Genomic DNA, 15,601 nt, shown 5'->3' on the forward strand with positions numbered 1-15,601 from the left:
AGAATCCTGAGCGCAGACGAAACCGTTTGCGTCGAAATAAAATCAACGTTTACGTTTAACGATAGATGTGACCTGTCTCTCTAATTTGTTGCCAAGTGGCGTAACTTTGCGCAAAATGCCGCTCATTCAATGACAAACCTTATTCTTAACATGGCTACAGCATACTGAGGCAACCGGCGTCGCAGAGAATTAACTAATTGAAAAAATTAAAGATTAATTATCTGCTCATCGGCATTGTTACCTTGCTGCTGGCAGTGGCCCTCTGGCCTTCTATCCCCTGGTTCGGCAAAGCCGAAAACCGTATCGCTGCGATTAAGGCGCGGGGGGAGTTGCGCGTCAGTACCCTGAGCTCACCGCTGATTTACGGCGACATCAACGGCAAAACGATCGGTCTGGATTATGAACTGGCTCAGCAGTTCGCCAGCTACCTGGGTGTGAAGCTCAAAATTACCGTACGCCAGAACATCAGCCAGCTGTTTGATGACCTGGATAACGACGATGCCGATATCCTTGCCGCCGGGCTGGTGTACAACAGCGAGCGCAGCAAGAACTATCAGCCAGGCCCAACCTACTACTCCGTTTCACAGCAGCTGGTTTACCGCGTCGGCAATCAGCGTCCGCGAACGCTGGCCGCCATTAACGATCAGCAATTAATCATCGCTCCCGGACATGTGGTGATTGACGATTTACGTGGGCTTAAAGAGAAGAAATACCCGGCACTCAGCTGGACGGTTGACCCTAAACTTGGCACGACTGAACTGCTTGAGCAGGTGAAAGACAAGAAGCTGGACTACACCATTGCCGATTCTGTAGCGATTAGCCTTTTCCAGCGCGTTCATCCTGAAATCGCCGTGGCACTTGATGTCACTGACGAACAGCCAGTGACCTGGTTCACACAGCGGGATGACGATCAGACCGTTCCGGCAGCGATGCTCGATTTCTTCAACTCCATCAATGAGGATGGCACGCTGGCGCGCCTGGAAGAGAAGTATCTTGGGCATGGCGAAGACTTTGATTACGTCGATACCCGCACCTTCCTGCGCGCAGTAGATAGCGTACTGCCGGATCTGCAACCGCTATTCGAAAAGTACGCGCAGGAGATCGACTGGCGGTTGCTGGCAGCCATCTCCTATCAGGAATCGCACTGGGATACCCAGGCCACCTCCCCCACCGGGGTCCGCGGCTTAATGATGCTGACCAAAAATACTGCGCAGAGCCTCGGCCTGAGCGACCGTACCGATGCAGAACAGAGTATCAGCGGCGGTGCGCGCTATTTGCAGGATATGATGACCAAAGTCCCGGACACGGTGCCGGAAGAGGAACGTATCTGGTTTGCGCTGGCAGCCTACAACATGGGCTACGCACATATGCTGGATGCACGCACGCTGACGGCCAAAACGAAAGGCAACCCGGATAGCTGGTCTGACGTAAAACAGCGTCTGCCGCTGCTGAGCCAGAAGCCGTGGTACAACAAGCTGACCTACGGTTATGCGCGCGGGCATGAAGCCTACGCCTATGTGGAGAATATTCGTAAGTATCAGATTAGCCTGGTAGGTTATCTGCTGGAGAAGGAAAAAGAGGCGGTAGAGACCAAACAGCTGGCACAAAGCTATCCGGTCGTGGCTCCGGACGAAATTAATCGTCCGACAACTTCAATTCTGCCTTTTGTTGCTTTTTCTGCTGACGCCGCATTCGAAAGAAATCACTTAATAGCCCCGAACACTCTGGTGCAAGTACCCCGCCGATAGTCTTCACCTGGTGGTTCATCCCCGGGTGTCCAAGCACGTCCAGCAGCGAACCGGCCGCGCCGGTTTTTTCATCCCGCGCACCAAAGACCAGAGTACCGATACGACTGTGTACCATCGCGCCGGAACACATCACGCACGGTTCAAGGGTGACATACAGCGTGGTGTCGAGCAGGCGATAGTTTTGCAGCACCAGCCCGCCCTGACGAAGCGCCATGATTTCAGCGTGAGCGGTGGGGTCATGGCGGCCAATAGGGCGGTTCCACCCTTCCCCAATCACCTGGTTGTTATGAACCAGCACCGCACCCACGGGCACTTCGCCTTCATCCCACGCGCGTTGAGCCAGCATCAGCGCGTGGCGCATCCAGTATTCATGATCAAGCTCGGGGTTGGACAACGGTTGATACTCCAGTCTAAAAGCGGGCGGCATTATACACACCCGCTATGGATAAGACTATTCGAGTTGCTGAGATCTTGCTTTGACCGGGTAGAACTCACTCTTCGGGATCGTTGAATCCTAACAGCCAGGTAAACAGGAACCCGGCGATCACCGCGACCAGAAAACCTGCCAGATAGAGCATCACTTTTCCGGTGACGATCGTGAGCGCCAGAGGTAAACCGGAGATCCCAAAGGTGATCACCGTCGCCACCTTCCAGTAGCTGATCAGCGCCCCGCCCACCGCACCGCCAAGACAGGCTCCCAGGAAAGGTTTGCCTAACGGCAGCGTGACACCGAAAATTAGCGGTTCACCAATCCCCAGCAAGCCAACCGGCAGTGCCCCTTTAATCACTTTTTTCAGTCGCGTATTACGGGTTTTCATCAGCACGGCAATCGAAGCCCCCACCTGCCCGACCCCGGCCATCGCCAGTATCGGGAACAGTGCGTTATAACCATGCGCCTGAACCAGTTCAACGTGGATCGGCACCAGCCCCTGATGCAGCCCCGTCAGCACCAACGGCAGGAAAGTCCCGGCCAGCACCGCACCGACGAGGAACCCACCGCGATCGATAGCCCAGGATGCCCCATGCGCAATGGATTCGGAGATCCAGCCGCCCAGTGGCTGTAGCGCAATGATAGCAATGCTGCCCGTAACCAGCGTGGTCAGCAGCGGATTGAGGATCAGCTCCAGAGAACCCGGCAGAATGTTCCGCAGCCGCTTCTCTATCCAGCACATCAGCGCGACCACCAGCAGCACGGCGATAACACCGCCGCGCCCCGGCTGTAACGCCTCACCAAAGAGCGTAATCTGAGCCAGCTGTGGGCTGGAAAGAATGCCCGCCATCACGCCGCCCATTGCCAGCGAGCCGCCAAACACCTTCGCGGTGTTGACCCCCACCAGAATGTTCATGATGGCAAACACGGCGCTGCCGAAGATCCCCAGAATGCCCAGTAAATTTGGATAGTGGGTCGCAAAGTCCCCCACGATATCCGGGCGCTTGAGGATATTGATGATCCCGGTGATCAACCCGGAGGCAATAAACGCCGGGATCAGCGGAATAAAGACGTTTGCCAGCTGTCGCAGCGCATCGCTCATCGGGGCTTTGTATTTGGCCTTAACCTGCGTTTTGGTGCGTTCGGCATCGTCAAACGACGCCTCCGCCTTCCCGCCCATCAGCGTACGCATCTTATCCACGACCTGCGCCGCCTTACCCGGCCCGACAATCAGCTGATGCTGTTGCCCCTGTTTGACGTATCCGCTCACGCCGGGGAGTTGCTTAAGACGCGCGATATCAAGCTGGTCATCATCATGCACTTCGACGCGCACGCGCGTCATGCAGTTTTCCAGACGCTGAATATTTTTTTCCCCGCCGATACCCTGCAAAATCCCGCTGGCGAGCGCTGCTGTTTTTTCCATACACGCCTCTTTTTAGTTTTCTAATGCCGCCCGTAAGAATCCATGATGCACATTGAGCTTCGCTCTCGCAGCAGCAGCATCCAGCCCACTCAGGATCATCAGAATGGCGGGCTTCACGTCGTAGTCCGTCTGTTTGAGTACCGCTTCAGCCTCTTCACGGCTTGCCCCTGTCGCTTCCACCACCATACGGCAGGCTCTGTCCACCAGCTTAATATTGGTGGCTTTCATATCCACCATCAGGTTCTGGTAGACCTTACCGAACTTCACCATTGCTCCCGTGGAAATCATATTGAGCACCAGCTTTTGTGCCGTTCCTGATTTCAGACGCGTGGAGCCGGTAAGCGCTTCTGGCCCGACAACCGGGGAGATTGCAATGGCAGCAACCTGCGCAATCGGCGAACCTGGGTTACAGGAGATAGCCACCGTGGTGCAGCCGGTCTGTCTGGCGTATTCCAGCCCCCCAATGACATAAGGTGTACGTCCGGATGCTGCCAGCCCGACAACCAGATCCTGCGCGGTCAGATTCAGTGCCTTCAGATCGTCCTCGCCCAACTGTTTGCTGTCTTCCGCCCCTTCGACGGCTTTCAGTAATGCACCAGGCCCACCGGCAATCAGCCCGACAACCAGACCGTGTGGGACGCCAAAGGTCGGCGGACATTCGGATGCATCCAGTACCCCAAGACGCCCGCTGGTGCCCGCTCCCATATAAATAATGCGACCGCCGGCTTTCAGCGCCGCCGCCGCCGCATCGACTGCCTTCGCGACCTCCGGCAATGTCTCTTTCACTGCCAGCGCGACCAGCGTATCCTGTTGATTGAAACGGTTAACCAACTCCAGGGTGGAGAGTGCATCCAGATCCAGCGTTTGCGGGTTACGCGCTTCAGAAACAAGTGAGCCAAGATTCATCTTTGTACCTCGAGAATTTTTAATTCATAATAATCACACTATAATGGAATATAAAATTCATTCAGGCGAGCAAAATTCTTATTTGCGCAGACAATCACATTTTCGCCAGGAGAACCTATGAACTGTTTAATTCGCATTCGCCAGCGTTATGCGGGCTTTGCTCAAAGCGACAAAAAGCTGGCGGATTTTTTACTTTCTCAGCCCGATCACGCGCGCCATCTCAGCTCGCAACAGCTGGCGAGTGAGGCCGGTGTAAGTCAGTCCAGCGTGGTGAAGTTTGCCCAGAAGATTGGCTTTAAAGGCTTCCCGGCACTGAAGCTGGCGATTAGCGAAGCACTGGTGAATAACCCTAATCCGCAGTCGATGCCGGTGCATAATCAGATCCGTGGCGATGACCCGATGCGTCTGGTGGGCGAAAAGCTCATCAAAGAGAATGTGGCGGCCATGCATGCCACCCTTGACGTGAATACTGAAGAGAAGTTGCTGGAAAGCGTAGCGATGCTGCGCACTGCCCGGCGTATCATTTTGACCGGAATTGGTGCCTCCGGCTTAGTGGCGCGTAATTTTGGCTGGAAGCTGACAAAAATCGGCTATAACGCCATTGTCGAACAGGATATGCATGCCCTTCTGGCCACCGTGCAGGCGATGGATCCTGGCGATCTACTGCTGGCTATTTCCTATTCCGGCGAGCGTCGCGAGATCAACATGGCCACCGATGAGGCCCTGCGTGTCGGCGGTAAAATTCTGGCAATCACCGGTTTTACCCCCAATTCACTACAACAGCGGGCAACGCGCTGTCTGTATACCATTGCGGAGGAGCAGGCCACACGCAGCGCCGCTATCTCGTCCACCAGCGCGCAAATGATGCTGACCGATCTGCTGTTTATGGCGCTGGTTCAGCAAGATCTGGAGCACGCCCCGAAACGTATCCGTCACAGTGAAGAGCTGGTAAAAAAATTGGTTTGAGCAGGGAATGCGCATATAATGCCCGCCCTGTTTGTGTTGTTTCTGAGAATTTCCTGATGGCGCTGTTAATCACCAAAAAATGCATCAATTGCGATATGTGCGAACCCGAATGCCCAAACCAGGCAATTTCAATGGGTGACAGCATTTATGAGATTAACAGCGACCGTTGCACTGAATGCATCGGCCACTATGAAACGCCGACCTGCCAGAAAGTGTGCCCTATCCCCAATACTATCCTCAAAGATCCGGCACACGTCGAAAGCGAAGAACAACTGTGGGACAAGTTTGTCCTGATGCATCACGCGGACAAACTTTAACTTTCAATAATCACCGTGGCACAGGCGTAGCGGCGTTCATCGGCAAGCGTCACATGCATGTGTGCCACGCCAAGTTTTTCCGCCAGTTTTTGCGCCTCGCCCCACAGACGCAGACACGGTTTACCCAGCTCATCGTTGAACACTTCAAACTGGTTAAATGCCAGGCCGTTGCGAATGCCTGTCCCAAAGGCTTTCGCTGCCGCCTCTTTCACCGCAAAACGCTTTGCCAGAAAGCGCACAGGCTGTTGATGCGCTTCCCAGATAACCCATTCATTGTCGCTCAGCACGCGTCTGGCCAGGCGATCGCCGCTACGGGCGATCACCTCTTCAATACGGGCTATTTCAACAATGTCCGTGCCTAAGCCCAGAATGGCCATTACTGGCGTGCTTCCAGCATCAGGCGTTTCATTTCTGAGACCGCCTCTTTCAGACCACTCATCACCGCCCGGCCAATAATGGCGTGACCAATGTTCAGTTCGTGCATTTCTGGCAGTGCAGCAATCGCTTTCACGTTGTGGTAGGTCAGGCCGTGACCGGCATTAACCTTCAGTCCCAGGCTTGCCGCATAGGTGGCCGCTTTGGCGATACGCTCCAGCTCTTTGAGTTGTGTGGCATCGTCTTTAGCGTCGGCATAGCAACCCGTGTGGATTTCGATATACGGCGCGCCCACCTCAGCCGCGGCTTTAATCTGTTCGACATCCGCATCAATAAACAGAGAAACCAGAATGCCCGCATCCGCCAGACGTTTGCAGGCATCACGCATTTTGTCGCGTTGACCGGCCACATCCAGGCCGCCTTCGGTGGTGACTTCCTGACGTTTTTCCGGTACCAGGCAGCAGAAGTGCGGTTTGGTGTCGCAGGCAATCGTCAGCATCTCTTCGGTAACGGCCATCTCCAGATTCATGCGGGTATCCAGCGTCTGACGCAGGATACGCACATCACGGTCGGTAATGTGGCGGCGATCTTCACGAAGGTGAACGGTAATGCCGTCAGCGCCAGCCTGCTCGGCGATAAATGCCGCCTGAACCGGATCAGGATAAGCCGTGCCGCGCGCATTACGCAGCGTAGCGATGTGATCAATGTTGACGCCTAACAGTAATTCAGCCATGACAATCCTCGATTTTCTTTTAATACAGTAATCTAACGCTTAGGCATAAACTGCCTGAATAATTCGCGGCTCTTTAAGGGCTTGCCACCAAGATACGGCTTGAGCGCAATTCGGGTAAAGCGTTTTGCGGCGCGCAGGGTATCCTGATCCGGGAACTCTCGTTCAAACAGCGCCCTGAGCTGACGACCAGTGAAGGTACTGTTATCGATGACGACGCTGGCAATAAAGCCTTTTTCCTCGCGATAACGGTAGGTCATTGTATCTTCGACCTGTTCACCGCTGCCGGCACAGTGCAAAAAATCGACGCCGTATCCCAGATGCCCCAGCAACGCCAGTTCAAACCGGCGCAATGCGGGTTCAGGCGTACCGGTTGCGCCAGCCAGCGCCTGGATACAGTGCAGGTAATCAAAGAAAAGTTCAGAGAAGCGGGTCTCATGTTCAAGAACGCGTGAGATGAGTTCATTGATATACAGACCGCTGTACAGCGTGATGCCAGAAAGGGGAAGCGCCAGGGAAACGGCTTCAGCGCTGCGCAGGGTTTTGACTTCCCCTCGCCCACCAAAGCGAACCAGCAGCGGTGTGAAAGGCTGTAATGCACCTTTCAGATTAGAACGTTTGGAACGTGCACCTTTCGCAACAAGGCGCACGCGGCCCGACTCTTCCGTGAAGACGTCCAGCATGAGGCTGGTTTCGCTCCAGGGACGACTATGCAATACAAAGGCGCGCTGCCATCCTTCCATCATACTCGTCGTCTTTCAAGTTGCAGGTGCGTTGGCTGCGCCCGTTCACCCCAGTCACTTACTGAAGTAAGCTCCCGGGGATTCGCGGTCTTGCCGCCTTCCTGCACCTCGAAAGCCATAGAGTATGAAAACTACTGGTCTTCGCCGTAACCGAGACTGCGCAGAGCACGCTCATCATCAGCCCAGCCAGATTTCACTTTCACCCACAGTTCCAGGTGAACCGGTGCTTCAAACATGTCCTGCATGTCTTTACGGGCTTCGATGCCAATGGTTTTGATCTTGGCACCTTTGTTGCCAATCACCATCTTCTTCTGCCCTTCACGCTCAACGAGGATCAGGCCGTTGATGTCATAACCACCACGCTCGTTGCTCTGGAAACGTTCGATCTCAACCGTCACTGAATACGGCAGCTCTGCGCCCAGGAAACGCATCAGTTTTTCACGGATGATTTCAGAGGCCATAAAACGCTGGGAGCGATCGGTAACGTACTCTTCCGGGAAGTGATGAATGGCTTCCGGCAAATGCTTACGCACGATACCCGCGATGGTATCGACGTTCAGGCCAGTCTCAGCAGACAGCGGAACGATATCGAGGAAGTTCATCTGGCTGCCCAGCCACTGCAGGTGCGGCAGCAGATCGGCTTTGTCCTGCACGTTGTCCACTTTGTTGACAGCCAGGATCACCGGCGTTTTGCCATCACGCAGCTTGTTCAGCACCATTTCGTCGTCTGGCGTCCAGCGGGTGCCTTCCACAACGAAAATTACCAGCTCTACGTCGCCAATCGAGCTACTCGCCGCCTTGTTCATCAGGCGGTTAATGGCACGTTTCTCTTCCATATGCAGGCCAGGAGTATCGACATAAATCGCCTGATACGCGCCTTCAGTATGAATACCGACGATGCGGTGGCGCGTGGTCTGCGCCTTACGAGAGGTGATAGAAATCTTCTGCCCGAGCAGATTATTCAACAGGGTGGATTTACCGACGTTCGGACGTCCGACGATGGCAATAAATCCGCAATAGGTTTTTTCTTCGCTCATTCCAGCTCCAGCATTTTTAACGCCTGTTCGGCGGCAGCTTGTTCCGCCTTACGACGGCTAGAACCTGTGCCAACCACCGGTTCACTCAGGCCACTGACCTGGCAATGGATGGTAAATTCCTGATCGTGCGCTTCACCACGCACCTGCACCACCAGATAAGATGGCAGCGGGAGGTGACGACCCTGCAAATATTCCTGCAAACGCGTTTTCGGATCTTTTTGTTTATCGCCCGGACTGATTTCGTCCAGACGGGTCTGATACCAGTTCAGGATCAGCTTTTCTACGGTCTGGATATCGCTGTCCAGGAACACGCCACCGATTAATGCTTCGACCGTATCGGCAAGAATAGATTCACGACGGAAGCCGCCGCTTTTCAGTTCACCCGGCCCAAGACGCAGACATTCACCCAGTTCAAATTCGCGTGCGATTTCCGCAAGGGTGTTACCCCGTACCAGCGTGGCGCGCATGCGGCTCATATCACCTTCGTCCACACGCGGGAAACGATGATAAAGCGCATTGGCAATCACGAAACTTAAAATAGAGTCGCCTAAAAACTCGAGACGCTCATTATGTTTGCTGCTGGCACTTCGATGGGTTAATGCCTGTTGCAACAACTCCTGATGATGAAAAGTGTAGCCCAGCTTACGTTGAAGCCGATTAATTACGATGGGGTTCATGCGATACCAATAAATGAATGCGTCAAAAATGCAGCACACGAAACCGACCTGAGAAAACCAACGCGGTTTCGTGTGCCGTGGCACCCTTACAGGGCCAACCTTAAACTTCGGGGGAATATTCTATACACAACGACAGGGGATGTCGTTAGTTCAAACAGATTTATCGCTTAAATAATTCACGTAGCCGCGAATAACCACGGCTACGTGTTCAATTAATGAGAATTAATGGATGCCGCCAATACGATTCAGACGGACACCGGTCGGCCATTCGCCTTCCTGTTTCTCAAAACTCATCCAGATTGCGGTCGCTTTACCAACCAGATTCGCTTCCGGCACAAAGCCCCAGTAACGGCTGTCCGCAGAGTTATCGCGGTTATCACCCATCATGAAGTAATGTCCCGGCGGTACGATCCAGCTGGCAAGCTGCTGACCTGGTTGCTGGTAGTACATACCCAGTTGATCCTGCGCAATAGGTACGGTCAGGATACGGTGCGTAACATCACCCAGCGTCTCTTTGCGTTCGACCAGACGGATCCCGTTCTCTTTGGTTTCGCCTTTTGGTACCTGGAAGAAACCGCTGGTTGCCTCGCCACCATTGCGACGAGCAAAGGTCTGCACAAAATCACTTGGCTCAACGTTCGAGTAAGTGATTGGTAGCGCGTTTTCACATGCAGTACCGGAGCTGCAGCCTGGCTGTACGGTCACTTCTTTGGCTACCGGATCGTAGGTCACTTTATCACCCGGCAAACCTACAGCACGTTTGATGTAGTCCAGACGCGGATCTTCCGGGTATTTAAATACCACAATGTCGCCACGTTTAGGATGACCGGTTTCGATCAGCGTCTTCTGGTAAATAGGATCTTTAATGCCGTAGGCAAACTTCTCGACCAGAATAAAATCGCCAATCAACAGCGTTGGCATCATTGAACCTGATGGGATCTGGAATGGCTCGTAAATAAACGAACGCACAACCAGAACGATCGCCAGCACCGGGAATACCGATGCACCTGTTTCCAGCCAGCCCGGTTTCGGGCCGACTTTCTTCAGGGTTTTCGCATCCAGCTGTTCGCCAGTGGCTGCCTGCGCGGCAGCCTGACGTTCACGGCGTTTCGGGGCGAAAATAAACTTATCCAGGCACCACAACAGACCCGTCACCAGGGTAGCGATGACCAGGATCAGGGCAAACATGTTCGCCATGCCAACTCCTTAAAGTTATTTGCTGTCTTTACCAACATGAAGAATGGCAAGGAATGCTTCCTGCGGCAGTTCAACGTTACCGACCTGCTTCATACGCTTCTTACCTTCTTTCTGCTTCTGCAGCAGCTTTTTCTTACGGCTGACGTCACCGCCATAGCATTTAGCCAGAACGTTTTTACGCAGCTGTTTCACGGTAGAACGGGCGATAATATGGTTGCCAATAGCCGCCTGAATCGCGATGTCGAACTGCTGACGTGGGATCAGCTCTTTCATCTTCTCAACCAGCTCACGGCCACGGTACGGCGCGTTATCGTTGTGGGTGATCAGCGCCAGCGCATCAACACGCTCGCCGTTGATCAGCACGTCCACACGCACCATGTTAGAGGCCTGGAAGCGTTTGAAGTTGTAATCCAGTGACGCATAGCCACGAGAGGTCGACTTCAGACGGTCGAAGAAGTCGAGTACCACTTCCGCCATCGGGATTTCGTAGGTCAGTGCCACCTGGTTACCGTGGTAAACCATGTTGGTCTGTACGCCACGTTTCTCAATACACAGCGTGATCACGTTGCCCAGGAATTCCTGCGGCAGCAGCATGTGACACTCTGCAATAGGCTCACGCAGCTCATGAATATTGTTCAGCGGCGGGAGTTTGGACGGGCTATCGACGTAGATAACCTCTTTCGACGTGGTCTCTACTTCATACACTACGGTGGGCGCGGTAGTGATCAGATCCAGATCGTATTCACGTTCCAGACGTTCCTGAATGATCTCCATGTGCAGCAGGCCGAGGAAGCCGCAGCGGAAGCCGAAGCCCAGCGCCGTTGAACTTTCTGGCTCGTAGAACAGGGAAGCATCGTTCAGGCTCAGTTTGCCAAGCGCGTCACGGAAGTTCTCATAATCGTCGGAGCTGACCGGGAACAGACCGGCATAGACCTGCGGCTTCACTTTTTTGAAGCCAGGCAGTGCTTTATCTGCCGGATTACGCGCCAGCGTCAGCGTATCGCCAACCGGTGCACCGAGGATGTCTTTAATTGCACACACCAGCCAACCCACCTCGCCGCATTTCAGCTCAGTACGGTCAACCTGTTTTGGCGTGAAGATCCCCAGACGGTCTGCGTTATAGACCTGGCCGGTACTCATCACCTTGATTTTGTCGCCTTTACGCATGGTGCCGTTTTTAATACGTACCAGCGAGACAACGCCCAGGTAGTTATCGAACCAGGAGTCGATGATCAGCGCCTGCAGTGGCGCATCCGGGTCACCTTCTGGCGGTGGAATATCACGCACCAGACGTTCCAGCACGTCAGGAACACCCACGCCGGTTTTCGCCGAGCAGCGCACAGCATCGGTCGCATCAATACCGACAATATCTTCAATCTCTTCCGCTACGCGCTCTGGATCGGCTGCCGGCAGGTCAATTTTGTTGAGAACCGGTACAACCTCAAGATCCATTTCCATCGCGGTGTAGCAATTTGCCAGGGTCTGAGCTTCTACGCCCTGCCCGGCATCCACCACCAGCAGCGCGCCTTCACAGGCCGCCAGCGAGCGTGAAACTTCATAGGAGAAGTCAACGTGGCCTGGGGTGTCGATAAAGTTCAGTTGATAGGTTTCACCATCAGCCGCCTTGTAATCGAGCGTAACGCTCTGCGCTTTAATGGTGATACCACGTTCGCGTTCCAGGTCCATGGAGTCCAGAACCTGGGCTTCCATTTCACGATCAGACAGGCCACCGCAAATCTGGATAATACGGTCAGACAGCGTCGACTTACCGTGGTCAATGTGAGCAATGATCGAAAAGTTACGTATGTTCTTCATATAGTTAAATAATTATGCCTTACGAATTCCTGGAGGCCGCTGTTCTTAGCCTGACGTTTTTCAGTGCGAAAACGCAGCATTCTACACTACATACCTGTAACCTGGAAATGCACTTAGAGCCAGGTATAGCGTGAAGAAACGTCGTTTTCATTTTTGAGATGTAAATAATGATAAAGCCCGGTGGATCACCGGGCCTCAGAAGAGAGCGTTTCGACACGAAGTTGGTCTGGAGCCAGCGCAACGCTAAGAATGACGGGTTGCCACTCTTCACGAGCGGCAAGCTTAGGGGAGAAACCTTTGGCAAGCCAAAATCCGCCAACGCCCCCCAACGCAGCACCGCACATAGCGGCTACATCGGTGCCAAACAGCATCTGGAAGATCCCCCCCATCACGAACAACCCCACCAGTGGGGAGAGGTAAACCAGCATGGCGGAACTGAGCAGACTACCTTCAGCAATACCCAGTTCCACTTTTTGCCCTGCCACCAGCGGTTGTTCGCTCGACACAGAGAGCGTGTGCGAAGTCTGCGGTCCAAGTTTATTCAGCACGCGACTTCCACAGCCGGCTCTGGACGCACAGCTATTGCATGAAGCTTTTACATCACAGCTCACCAGCGCAACGCCGTCCTGCCACGATACGACCGTGGCCCACTCTTTAATCATTGTCCGGCCCTGAATTTAATGCTGTCAGAAATGCGCTTCGCGGTTTGCGGCGGTAATTCGCCGACAATGGTGATTTCTGCATTATCGCGTACCGTCGTGCTAACCGTCCGACGCCCGGTACGGAGAATTTGTTCAGTGCTGTTTGCCGTTGCGCGGTTGATGTTCACCGAGAAGCTGAACAAACCATCGGAATAGAGGCGCGATTCAACCGGTGTTTCAATGGTCGGTAACTGGCGACGGCTGCTGGAGATTTCGCTAAACCCTTGTGGGATCCAGGATGGTACCCAGTTGAAATTAATGGAATCTCCCGCAGGCACGGACAAAAGCGGCGGTAAGCTGGCTTTCGCCAGATTCTGCATGCTGCTCCCCACCTGATTGTTAATGGTAAAGGAGATCACCCGGAACTGTTCCAGCGTTTCACCATCACGATCAAGCAGGTCAACGCGCATTGGCAGCTTCGTCTCGGCATCAATCCAGACGATATAGCTGTAGCGCGTACCGTCACGCGCGACAACGCGAATGACTTCACACAGTCTGTCCGCAATGCGCGTACGCCCTACCGAGATAAAATCGTAGTAAGGGGCAAGACGTTTAAAATCGGTGTAGATGAGTGATGGCAGAGAATCGACAATATAGTCGCCATTCAGCGTGAAAGGTTCCAGGCCTGGCTCGAAATAGCTGATTTCTTTGCCACGCTGGACAACTTCCCGGCGCGGGCCATCCATCTGTAAAAGCTGGGCGAGAGGCTGGTTATCAAGGCGGGCATGCCGATAGCGTAACGACTCGACACCCTGCTTATTGATGCTGATAAATGCCAACTCGTAATTGAGTGACTGGCTGGCCAGATTCATTTGCTGCAACAACGCCCCGGATGAAACATCAGCCGAGGCGTTGGCAGAGAAGAACAGGCTACCCGCCATCAGAGACATGGCGAACCAAAGTTGCTTCATTACTGCGATTGCGTTCCTAAAGTTTGGTTTCCTGGCACCTGCACAGCGGCCTGCTGGGTTTGTGCCTGCTCAAACTGAAGCTGTTCAGAGTGCAGACGACGCTGCAACTCGTAATCCTGCAACATCGCATTAATGCGACGGCGTTGCTCCTGAACCTGCTGTTGCTGACCACCACTGGCGGAGGCATCAGCCGGTACACCCAGGCTTACCGGGCTGGCTTTGCCCATCATCGGCAGTGTATTAAACACTGGCGCTTCTGGCTGCTGGTTAGTTTCAGACTGAGTATTATAGTGCTGGACGCCAACGATAACTGCAAGCGATACGCATGCAGCCACACCCATTTGGGTAAGTTGACTGGCCCACGGACGCACCTTTTGCCAGAACGGCATTTTCTGCCACTGGTGAGGCGCAGGCTGAGCTTCAGGGATCAGCGGTGTGGTTTGATGAACAGGCTCGTTCTCAATAGCCGCCATTACGCGGGCTGAGATATCGAAATGGAGAACCTCGCCAGTGTCACCGCGCAGTGTGTCACGGATGAGATGATAGCTCTCCCAGGTCTCTTGCATCTCGGGAGAATGGGACAGCTCGTTGAGCAGCTCACTATCCAGCGTTTCACCATCCATTAAAGCGGAAAGTTTTTCTTTCTGCATGCCTAATACCTTTTCCAGTATCCCGCTATCGTCAACGCCTGATAAGCGGTTGAACTTTATTATCAATAGCTTCTCGCGCACGGAATATTCGTGAACGTACCGTGCCGACCGGACAATCCATGATAGCGGCTATCTCTTCATAGCTCAGACCATCCAGCTCCCGCAACGTAATTGCCATGCGTAAATCTTCCGGGAGCGACTCGATCGTGCGAAAAACGATTTGTCTCAGTTCTTCTGACAACATTAAGTTCTCAGGGTTCGAAATTTCTTTCAATGCACCGCCACTTTCAAAGTTCTCGGCGTCGATGGCGTCCACATCACTTGACGGTGGACGACGGCCCTGAGCGACCAGATAATTCTTTGCTGTATTCACCGCAATACGGTACAGCCAGGTATAAAAAGCACTATCTCCCCGGAACGAATCCAGCGCACGATAGGCCTTAATAAAAGACTCTTGCACAACATCAGGCACATCACCTGACGGCACATAGCGGGAAACCAGGCTCGCCACTTTATGCTGGTAGCGCACTACCAGTAAGTTAAAGGCTTTCTGATCTCCCTTCTGGACCCGTTCAACCAGGACCTGGTCCGTTAACTGCTCGCTCATCCGAGGTAATGTCTCCCCAAACCTAAATTCCACGCGTTATCGAAACGCCACTCTAAAAATACCGCACTTTGAGCAAGCACCGAGTTAGAGTGTCTGTTCTTCAATAAGTTCCGTCACGCCTTTGTTTTTGTTCATCGCGCCGCAGACCATTCATTTTCTCTCATTATAAGTCTGTTCACGATACGTACCCACTTTCTGACAAGAAACATCAAATTTCCCGCCGAAAGAGTAACGCAACACGGGCTTTATTTCACCACAAAATCTGAAGCTAACGATCTGCTTCGCAAAATATTTTCGTTCTTTTACCTCTTTTTAATCCCCCTGCAACAAGTTTAGCCATTACAACAAAGATCAAAAAAAACGTGCGA

General features: G+C 53.4%; 18 protein-coding genes. 3 read left to right on the forward strand and 15 right to left on the reverse strand.

The window, feature by feature from the left end; all coding sequences use genetic code 11:
• Positions 1-197 precede the first annotated feature (197 nt).
• Entirely contained in the window at positions 198-1,748 is a 1,551-nt protein-coding gene (gene mltF / locus ACJ9N4_RS07585; protein ID WP_182272314.1) for a membrane-bound lytic murein transglycosylase MltF, read from the forward strand.
• Here mltF and tadA read toward each other — a convergent pair.
• The 3 genes from tadA to murQ all read right to left on the reverse strand — a co-directional run bounded on the left by tadA (position 1,636) and on the right by murQ (position 4,507).
• Positions 1,636-2,175 (reverse strand): tRNA adenosine(34) deaminase TadA, encoded by a 540-nt coding sequence (tadA, locus tag ACJ9N4_RS07590; RefSeq protein WP_182272315.1) that lies wholly within the window; start codon positions 2,173-2,175, stop codon positions 1,636-1,638. The genes mltF and tadA overlap by 113 nt on opposite strands.
• A 64-nt stretch (positions 2,176-2,239) precedes the next feature.
• Positions 2,240-3,601, reverse strand: coding sequence for a PTS transporter subunit EIIC (locus tag ACJ9N4_RS07595; RefSeq protein WP_182918793.1), 1,362 nt, complete (start codon positions 3,599-3,601; stop codon positions 2,240-2,242).
• A gap of 12 nt (positions 3,602-3,613) precedes the next feature.
• The gene (gene murQ, locus ACJ9N4_RS07600; protein WP_182272317.1) at positions 3,614-4,507 is read right to left on the reverse strand and encodes an N-acetylmuramic acid 6-phosphate etherase; all 894 of its coding nucleotides are present in this window, start codon (positions 4,505-4,507) and stop codon (positions 3,614-3,616) included.
• A 117-nt stretch (positions 4,508-4,624) separates the two neighbouring features.
• Between murQ and ACJ9N4_RS07605 the strand changes: the two genes are divergently transcribed.
• Both ACJ9N4_RS07605 and ACJ9N4_RS07610 read left to right on the forward strand, forming a co-directional pair.
• Positions 4,625-5,473, forward strand: a complete 849-nt coding sequence (locus ACJ9N4_RS07605; RefSeq protein ID WP_182272318.1) for a MurR/RpiR family transcriptional regulator — start codon at positions 4,625-4,627, stop codon at positions 5,471-5,473.
• A gap of 56 nt (positions 5,474-5,529) precedes the next feature.
• Positions 5,530-5,790, forward strand: a complete 261-nt coding sequence (locus ACJ9N4_RS07610; RefSeq protein WP_008502177.1) for a YfhL family 4Fe-4S dicluster ferredoxin — start codon at positions 5,530-5,532, stop codon at positions 5,788-5,790.
• Here the strand turns inward: ACJ9N4_RS07610 and acpS are convergent.
• From acpS to rseD, 12 genes are all read right to left on the reverse strand, one after another.
• Complete coding sequence (acpS, locus tag ACJ9N4_RS07615; protein WP_182272319.1) at positions 5,787-6,167, reverse strand: holo-ACP synthase; 381 nt, start codon at positions 6,165-6,167, stop codon at positions 5,787-5,789. The genes ACJ9N4_RS07610 and acpS overlap by 4 nt on opposite strands.
• A complete protein-coding gene (pdxJ, locus tag ACJ9N4_RS07620; RefSeq protein ID WP_182272320.1) occupies positions 6,167-6,898 on the reverse strand; it encodes a pyridoxine 5'-phosphate synthase in 732 nt (243 codons plus the stop codon). The genes acpS and pdxJ overlap by 1 nt, the downstream gene beginning before the upstream one ends.
• 32 nt (positions 6,899-6,930) lie before the next feature.
• Positions 6,931-7,638 carry a DNA repair protein RecO gene (recO, locus tag ACJ9N4_RS07625; RefSeq protein ID WP_182920057.1) on the reverse strand — a complete coding sequence of 236 codons (708 nt, stop codon included), beginning with the start codon at positions 7,636-7,638 and terminating at the stop codon, positions 6,931-6,933.
• A gap of 131 nt (positions 7,639-7,769) precedes the next feature.
• Positions 7,770-8,675 (reverse strand): GTPase Era, encoded by a 906-nt coding sequence (gene era / locus ACJ9N4_RS07630; RefSeq protein ID WP_182918794.1) that lies wholly within the window; start codon positions 8,673-8,675, stop codon positions 7,770-7,772.
• The gene (gene rnc, locus ACJ9N4_RS07635; RefSeq protein WP_003860711.1) at positions 8,672-9,352 is read right to left on the reverse strand and encodes a ribonuclease III; all 681 of its coding nucleotides are present in this window, start codon (positions 9,350-9,352) and stop codon (positions 8,672-8,674) included. Before rnc ends, era begins: the two co-directional genes overlap by 4 nt.
• A gap of 222 nt (positions 9,353-9,574) precedes the next feature.
• On the reverse strand, positions 9,575-10,549 hold the full coding sequence (gene lepB, locus ACJ9N4_RS07640) for a signal peptidase I (RefSeq protein ID WP_182272322.1): 975 nt from the start codon (positions 10,547-10,549) through the stop codon (positions 9,575-9,577).
• A gap of 15 nt (positions 10,550-10,564) precedes the next feature.
• On the reverse strand, positions 10,565-12,364 hold the full coding sequence (lepA, locus tag ACJ9N4_RS07645; RefSeq protein ID WP_182272323.1) for a translation elongation factor 4: 1,800 nt from the start codon (positions 12,362-12,364) through the stop codon (positions 10,565-10,567).
• A gap of 185 nt (positions 12,365-12,549) precedes the next feature.
• On the reverse strand, positions 12,550-13,026 hold the full coding sequence (rseC, locus tag ACJ9N4_RS07650) for a SoxR-reducing system protein RseC (protein ID WP_182272324.1): 477 nt from the start codon (positions 13,024-13,026) through the stop codon (positions 12,550-12,552).
• A complete protein-coding gene (gene rseB, locus ACJ9N4_RS07655) occupies positions 13,023-13,976 on the reverse strand; it encodes a sigma-E factor regulatory protein RseB (protein ID WP_182272325.1) in 954 nt (317 codons plus the stop codon). Before rseB ends, rseC begins: the two co-directional genes overlap by 4 nt.
• Positions 13,976-14,626 (reverse strand): anti-sigma-E factor RseA, encoded by a 651-nt coding sequence (gene rseA, locus ACJ9N4_RS07660; RefSeq protein WP_014832926.1) that lies wholly within the window; start codon positions 14,624-14,626, stop codon positions 13,976-13,978. Before rseA ends, rseB begins: the two co-directional genes overlap by 1 nt.
• A 31-nt stretch (positions 14,627-14,657) precedes the next feature.
• Entirely contained in the window at positions 14,658-15,233 is a 576-nt protein-coding gene (gene rpoE / locus ACJ9N4_RS07665; protein ID WP_006176728.1) for an RNA polymerase sigma factor RpoE, read from the reverse strand.
• Positions 15,230-15,313 (reverse strand): rpoE leader peptide RseD, encoded by an 84-nt coding sequence (rseD, locus tag ACJ9N4_RS07670; RefSeq protein ID WP_223605340.1) that lies wholly within the window; start codon positions 15,311-15,313, stop codon positions 15,230-15,232. The genes rpoE and rseD overlap by 4 nt, the downstream gene beginning before the upstream one ends.
• Between the last annotated feature and the right edge of the window lie 288 nt (positions 15,314-15,601).

This window comes from Enterobacter sp. LM3 (genome assembly GCF_046622475.1).
GTDB lineage: Bacteria > Pseudomonadota > Gammaproteobacteria > Enterobacterales > Enterobacteriaceae > Enterobacter > Enterobacter cloacae_P.

Bases quoted from the DNA above. Each gene is read 5' to 3' on its own strand.
- tadA (WP_182272315.1), bottom strand. From the start codon at position 2,175: ATGCCGCCCGCTTTTAGACTGGAGTATCAACCGTTGTCCAACCCCGAG.
- lepA (WP_182272323.1), bottom strand. From the start codon at position 12,364: ATGAAGAACATACGTAACTTTTCGATCATTGCTCACATTGACCACGGT.
- rseA (WP_014832926.1), bottom strand. From the start codon at position 14,626: ATGCAGAAAGAAAAACTTTCCGCTTTAATGGATGGTGAAACGCTGGAT.
- ACJ9N4_RS07605 (WP_182272318.1), top strand. From the start codon at position 4,625: ATGAACTGTTTAATTCGCATTCGCCAGCGTTATGCGGGCTTTGCTCAA.
- rnc (WP_003860711.1), bottom strand. From the start codon at position 9,352: ATGAACCCCATCGTAATTAATCGGCTTCAACGTAAGCTGGGCTACACT.
- rseC (WP_182272324.1), bottom strand. From the start codon at position 13,026: ATGATTAAAGAGTGGGCCACGGTCGTATCGTGGCAGGACGGCGTTGCG.
- recO (WP_182920057.1), bottom strand. From the start codon at position 7,638: ATGGAAGGATGGCAGCGCGCCTTTGTATTGCATAGTCGTCCCTGGAGC.
- rpoE (WP_006176728.1), bottom strand. From the start codon at position 15,233: ATGAGCGAGCAGTTAACGGACCAGGTCCTGGTTGAACGGGTCCAGAAG.
- ACJ9N4_RS07610 (WP_008502177.1), top strand. From the start codon at position 5,530: ATGGCGCTGTTAATCACCAAAAAATGCATCAATTGCGATATGTGCGAA.
- pdxJ (WP_182272320.1), bottom strand. From the start codon at position 6,898: ATGGCTGAATTACTGTTAGGCGTCAACATTGATCACATCGCTACGCTG.
- ACJ9N4_RS07595 (WP_182918793.1), bottom strand. From the start codon at position 3,601: ATGGAAAAAACAGCAGCGCTCGCCAGCGGGATTTTGCAGGGTATCGGC.
- lepB (WP_182272322.1), bottom strand. From the start codon at position 10,549: ATGGCGAACATGTTTGCCCTGATCCTGGTCATCGCTACCCTGGTGACG.
- murQ (WP_182272317.1), bottom strand. From the start codon at position 4,507: ATGAATCTTGGCTCACTTGTTTCTGAAGCGCGTAACCCGCAAACGCTG.
- acpS (WP_182272319.1), bottom strand. From the start codon at position 6,167: ATGGCCATTCTGGGCTTAGGCACGGACATTGTTGAAATAGCCCGTATT.
- rseB (WP_182272325.1), bottom strand. From the start codon at position 13,976: ATGAAGCAACTTTGGTTCGCCATGTCTCTGATGGCGGGTAGCCTGTTC.
- era (WP_182918794.1), bottom strand. From the start codon at position 8,675: ATGAGCGAAGAAAAAACCTATTGCGGATTTATTGCCATCGTCGGACGT.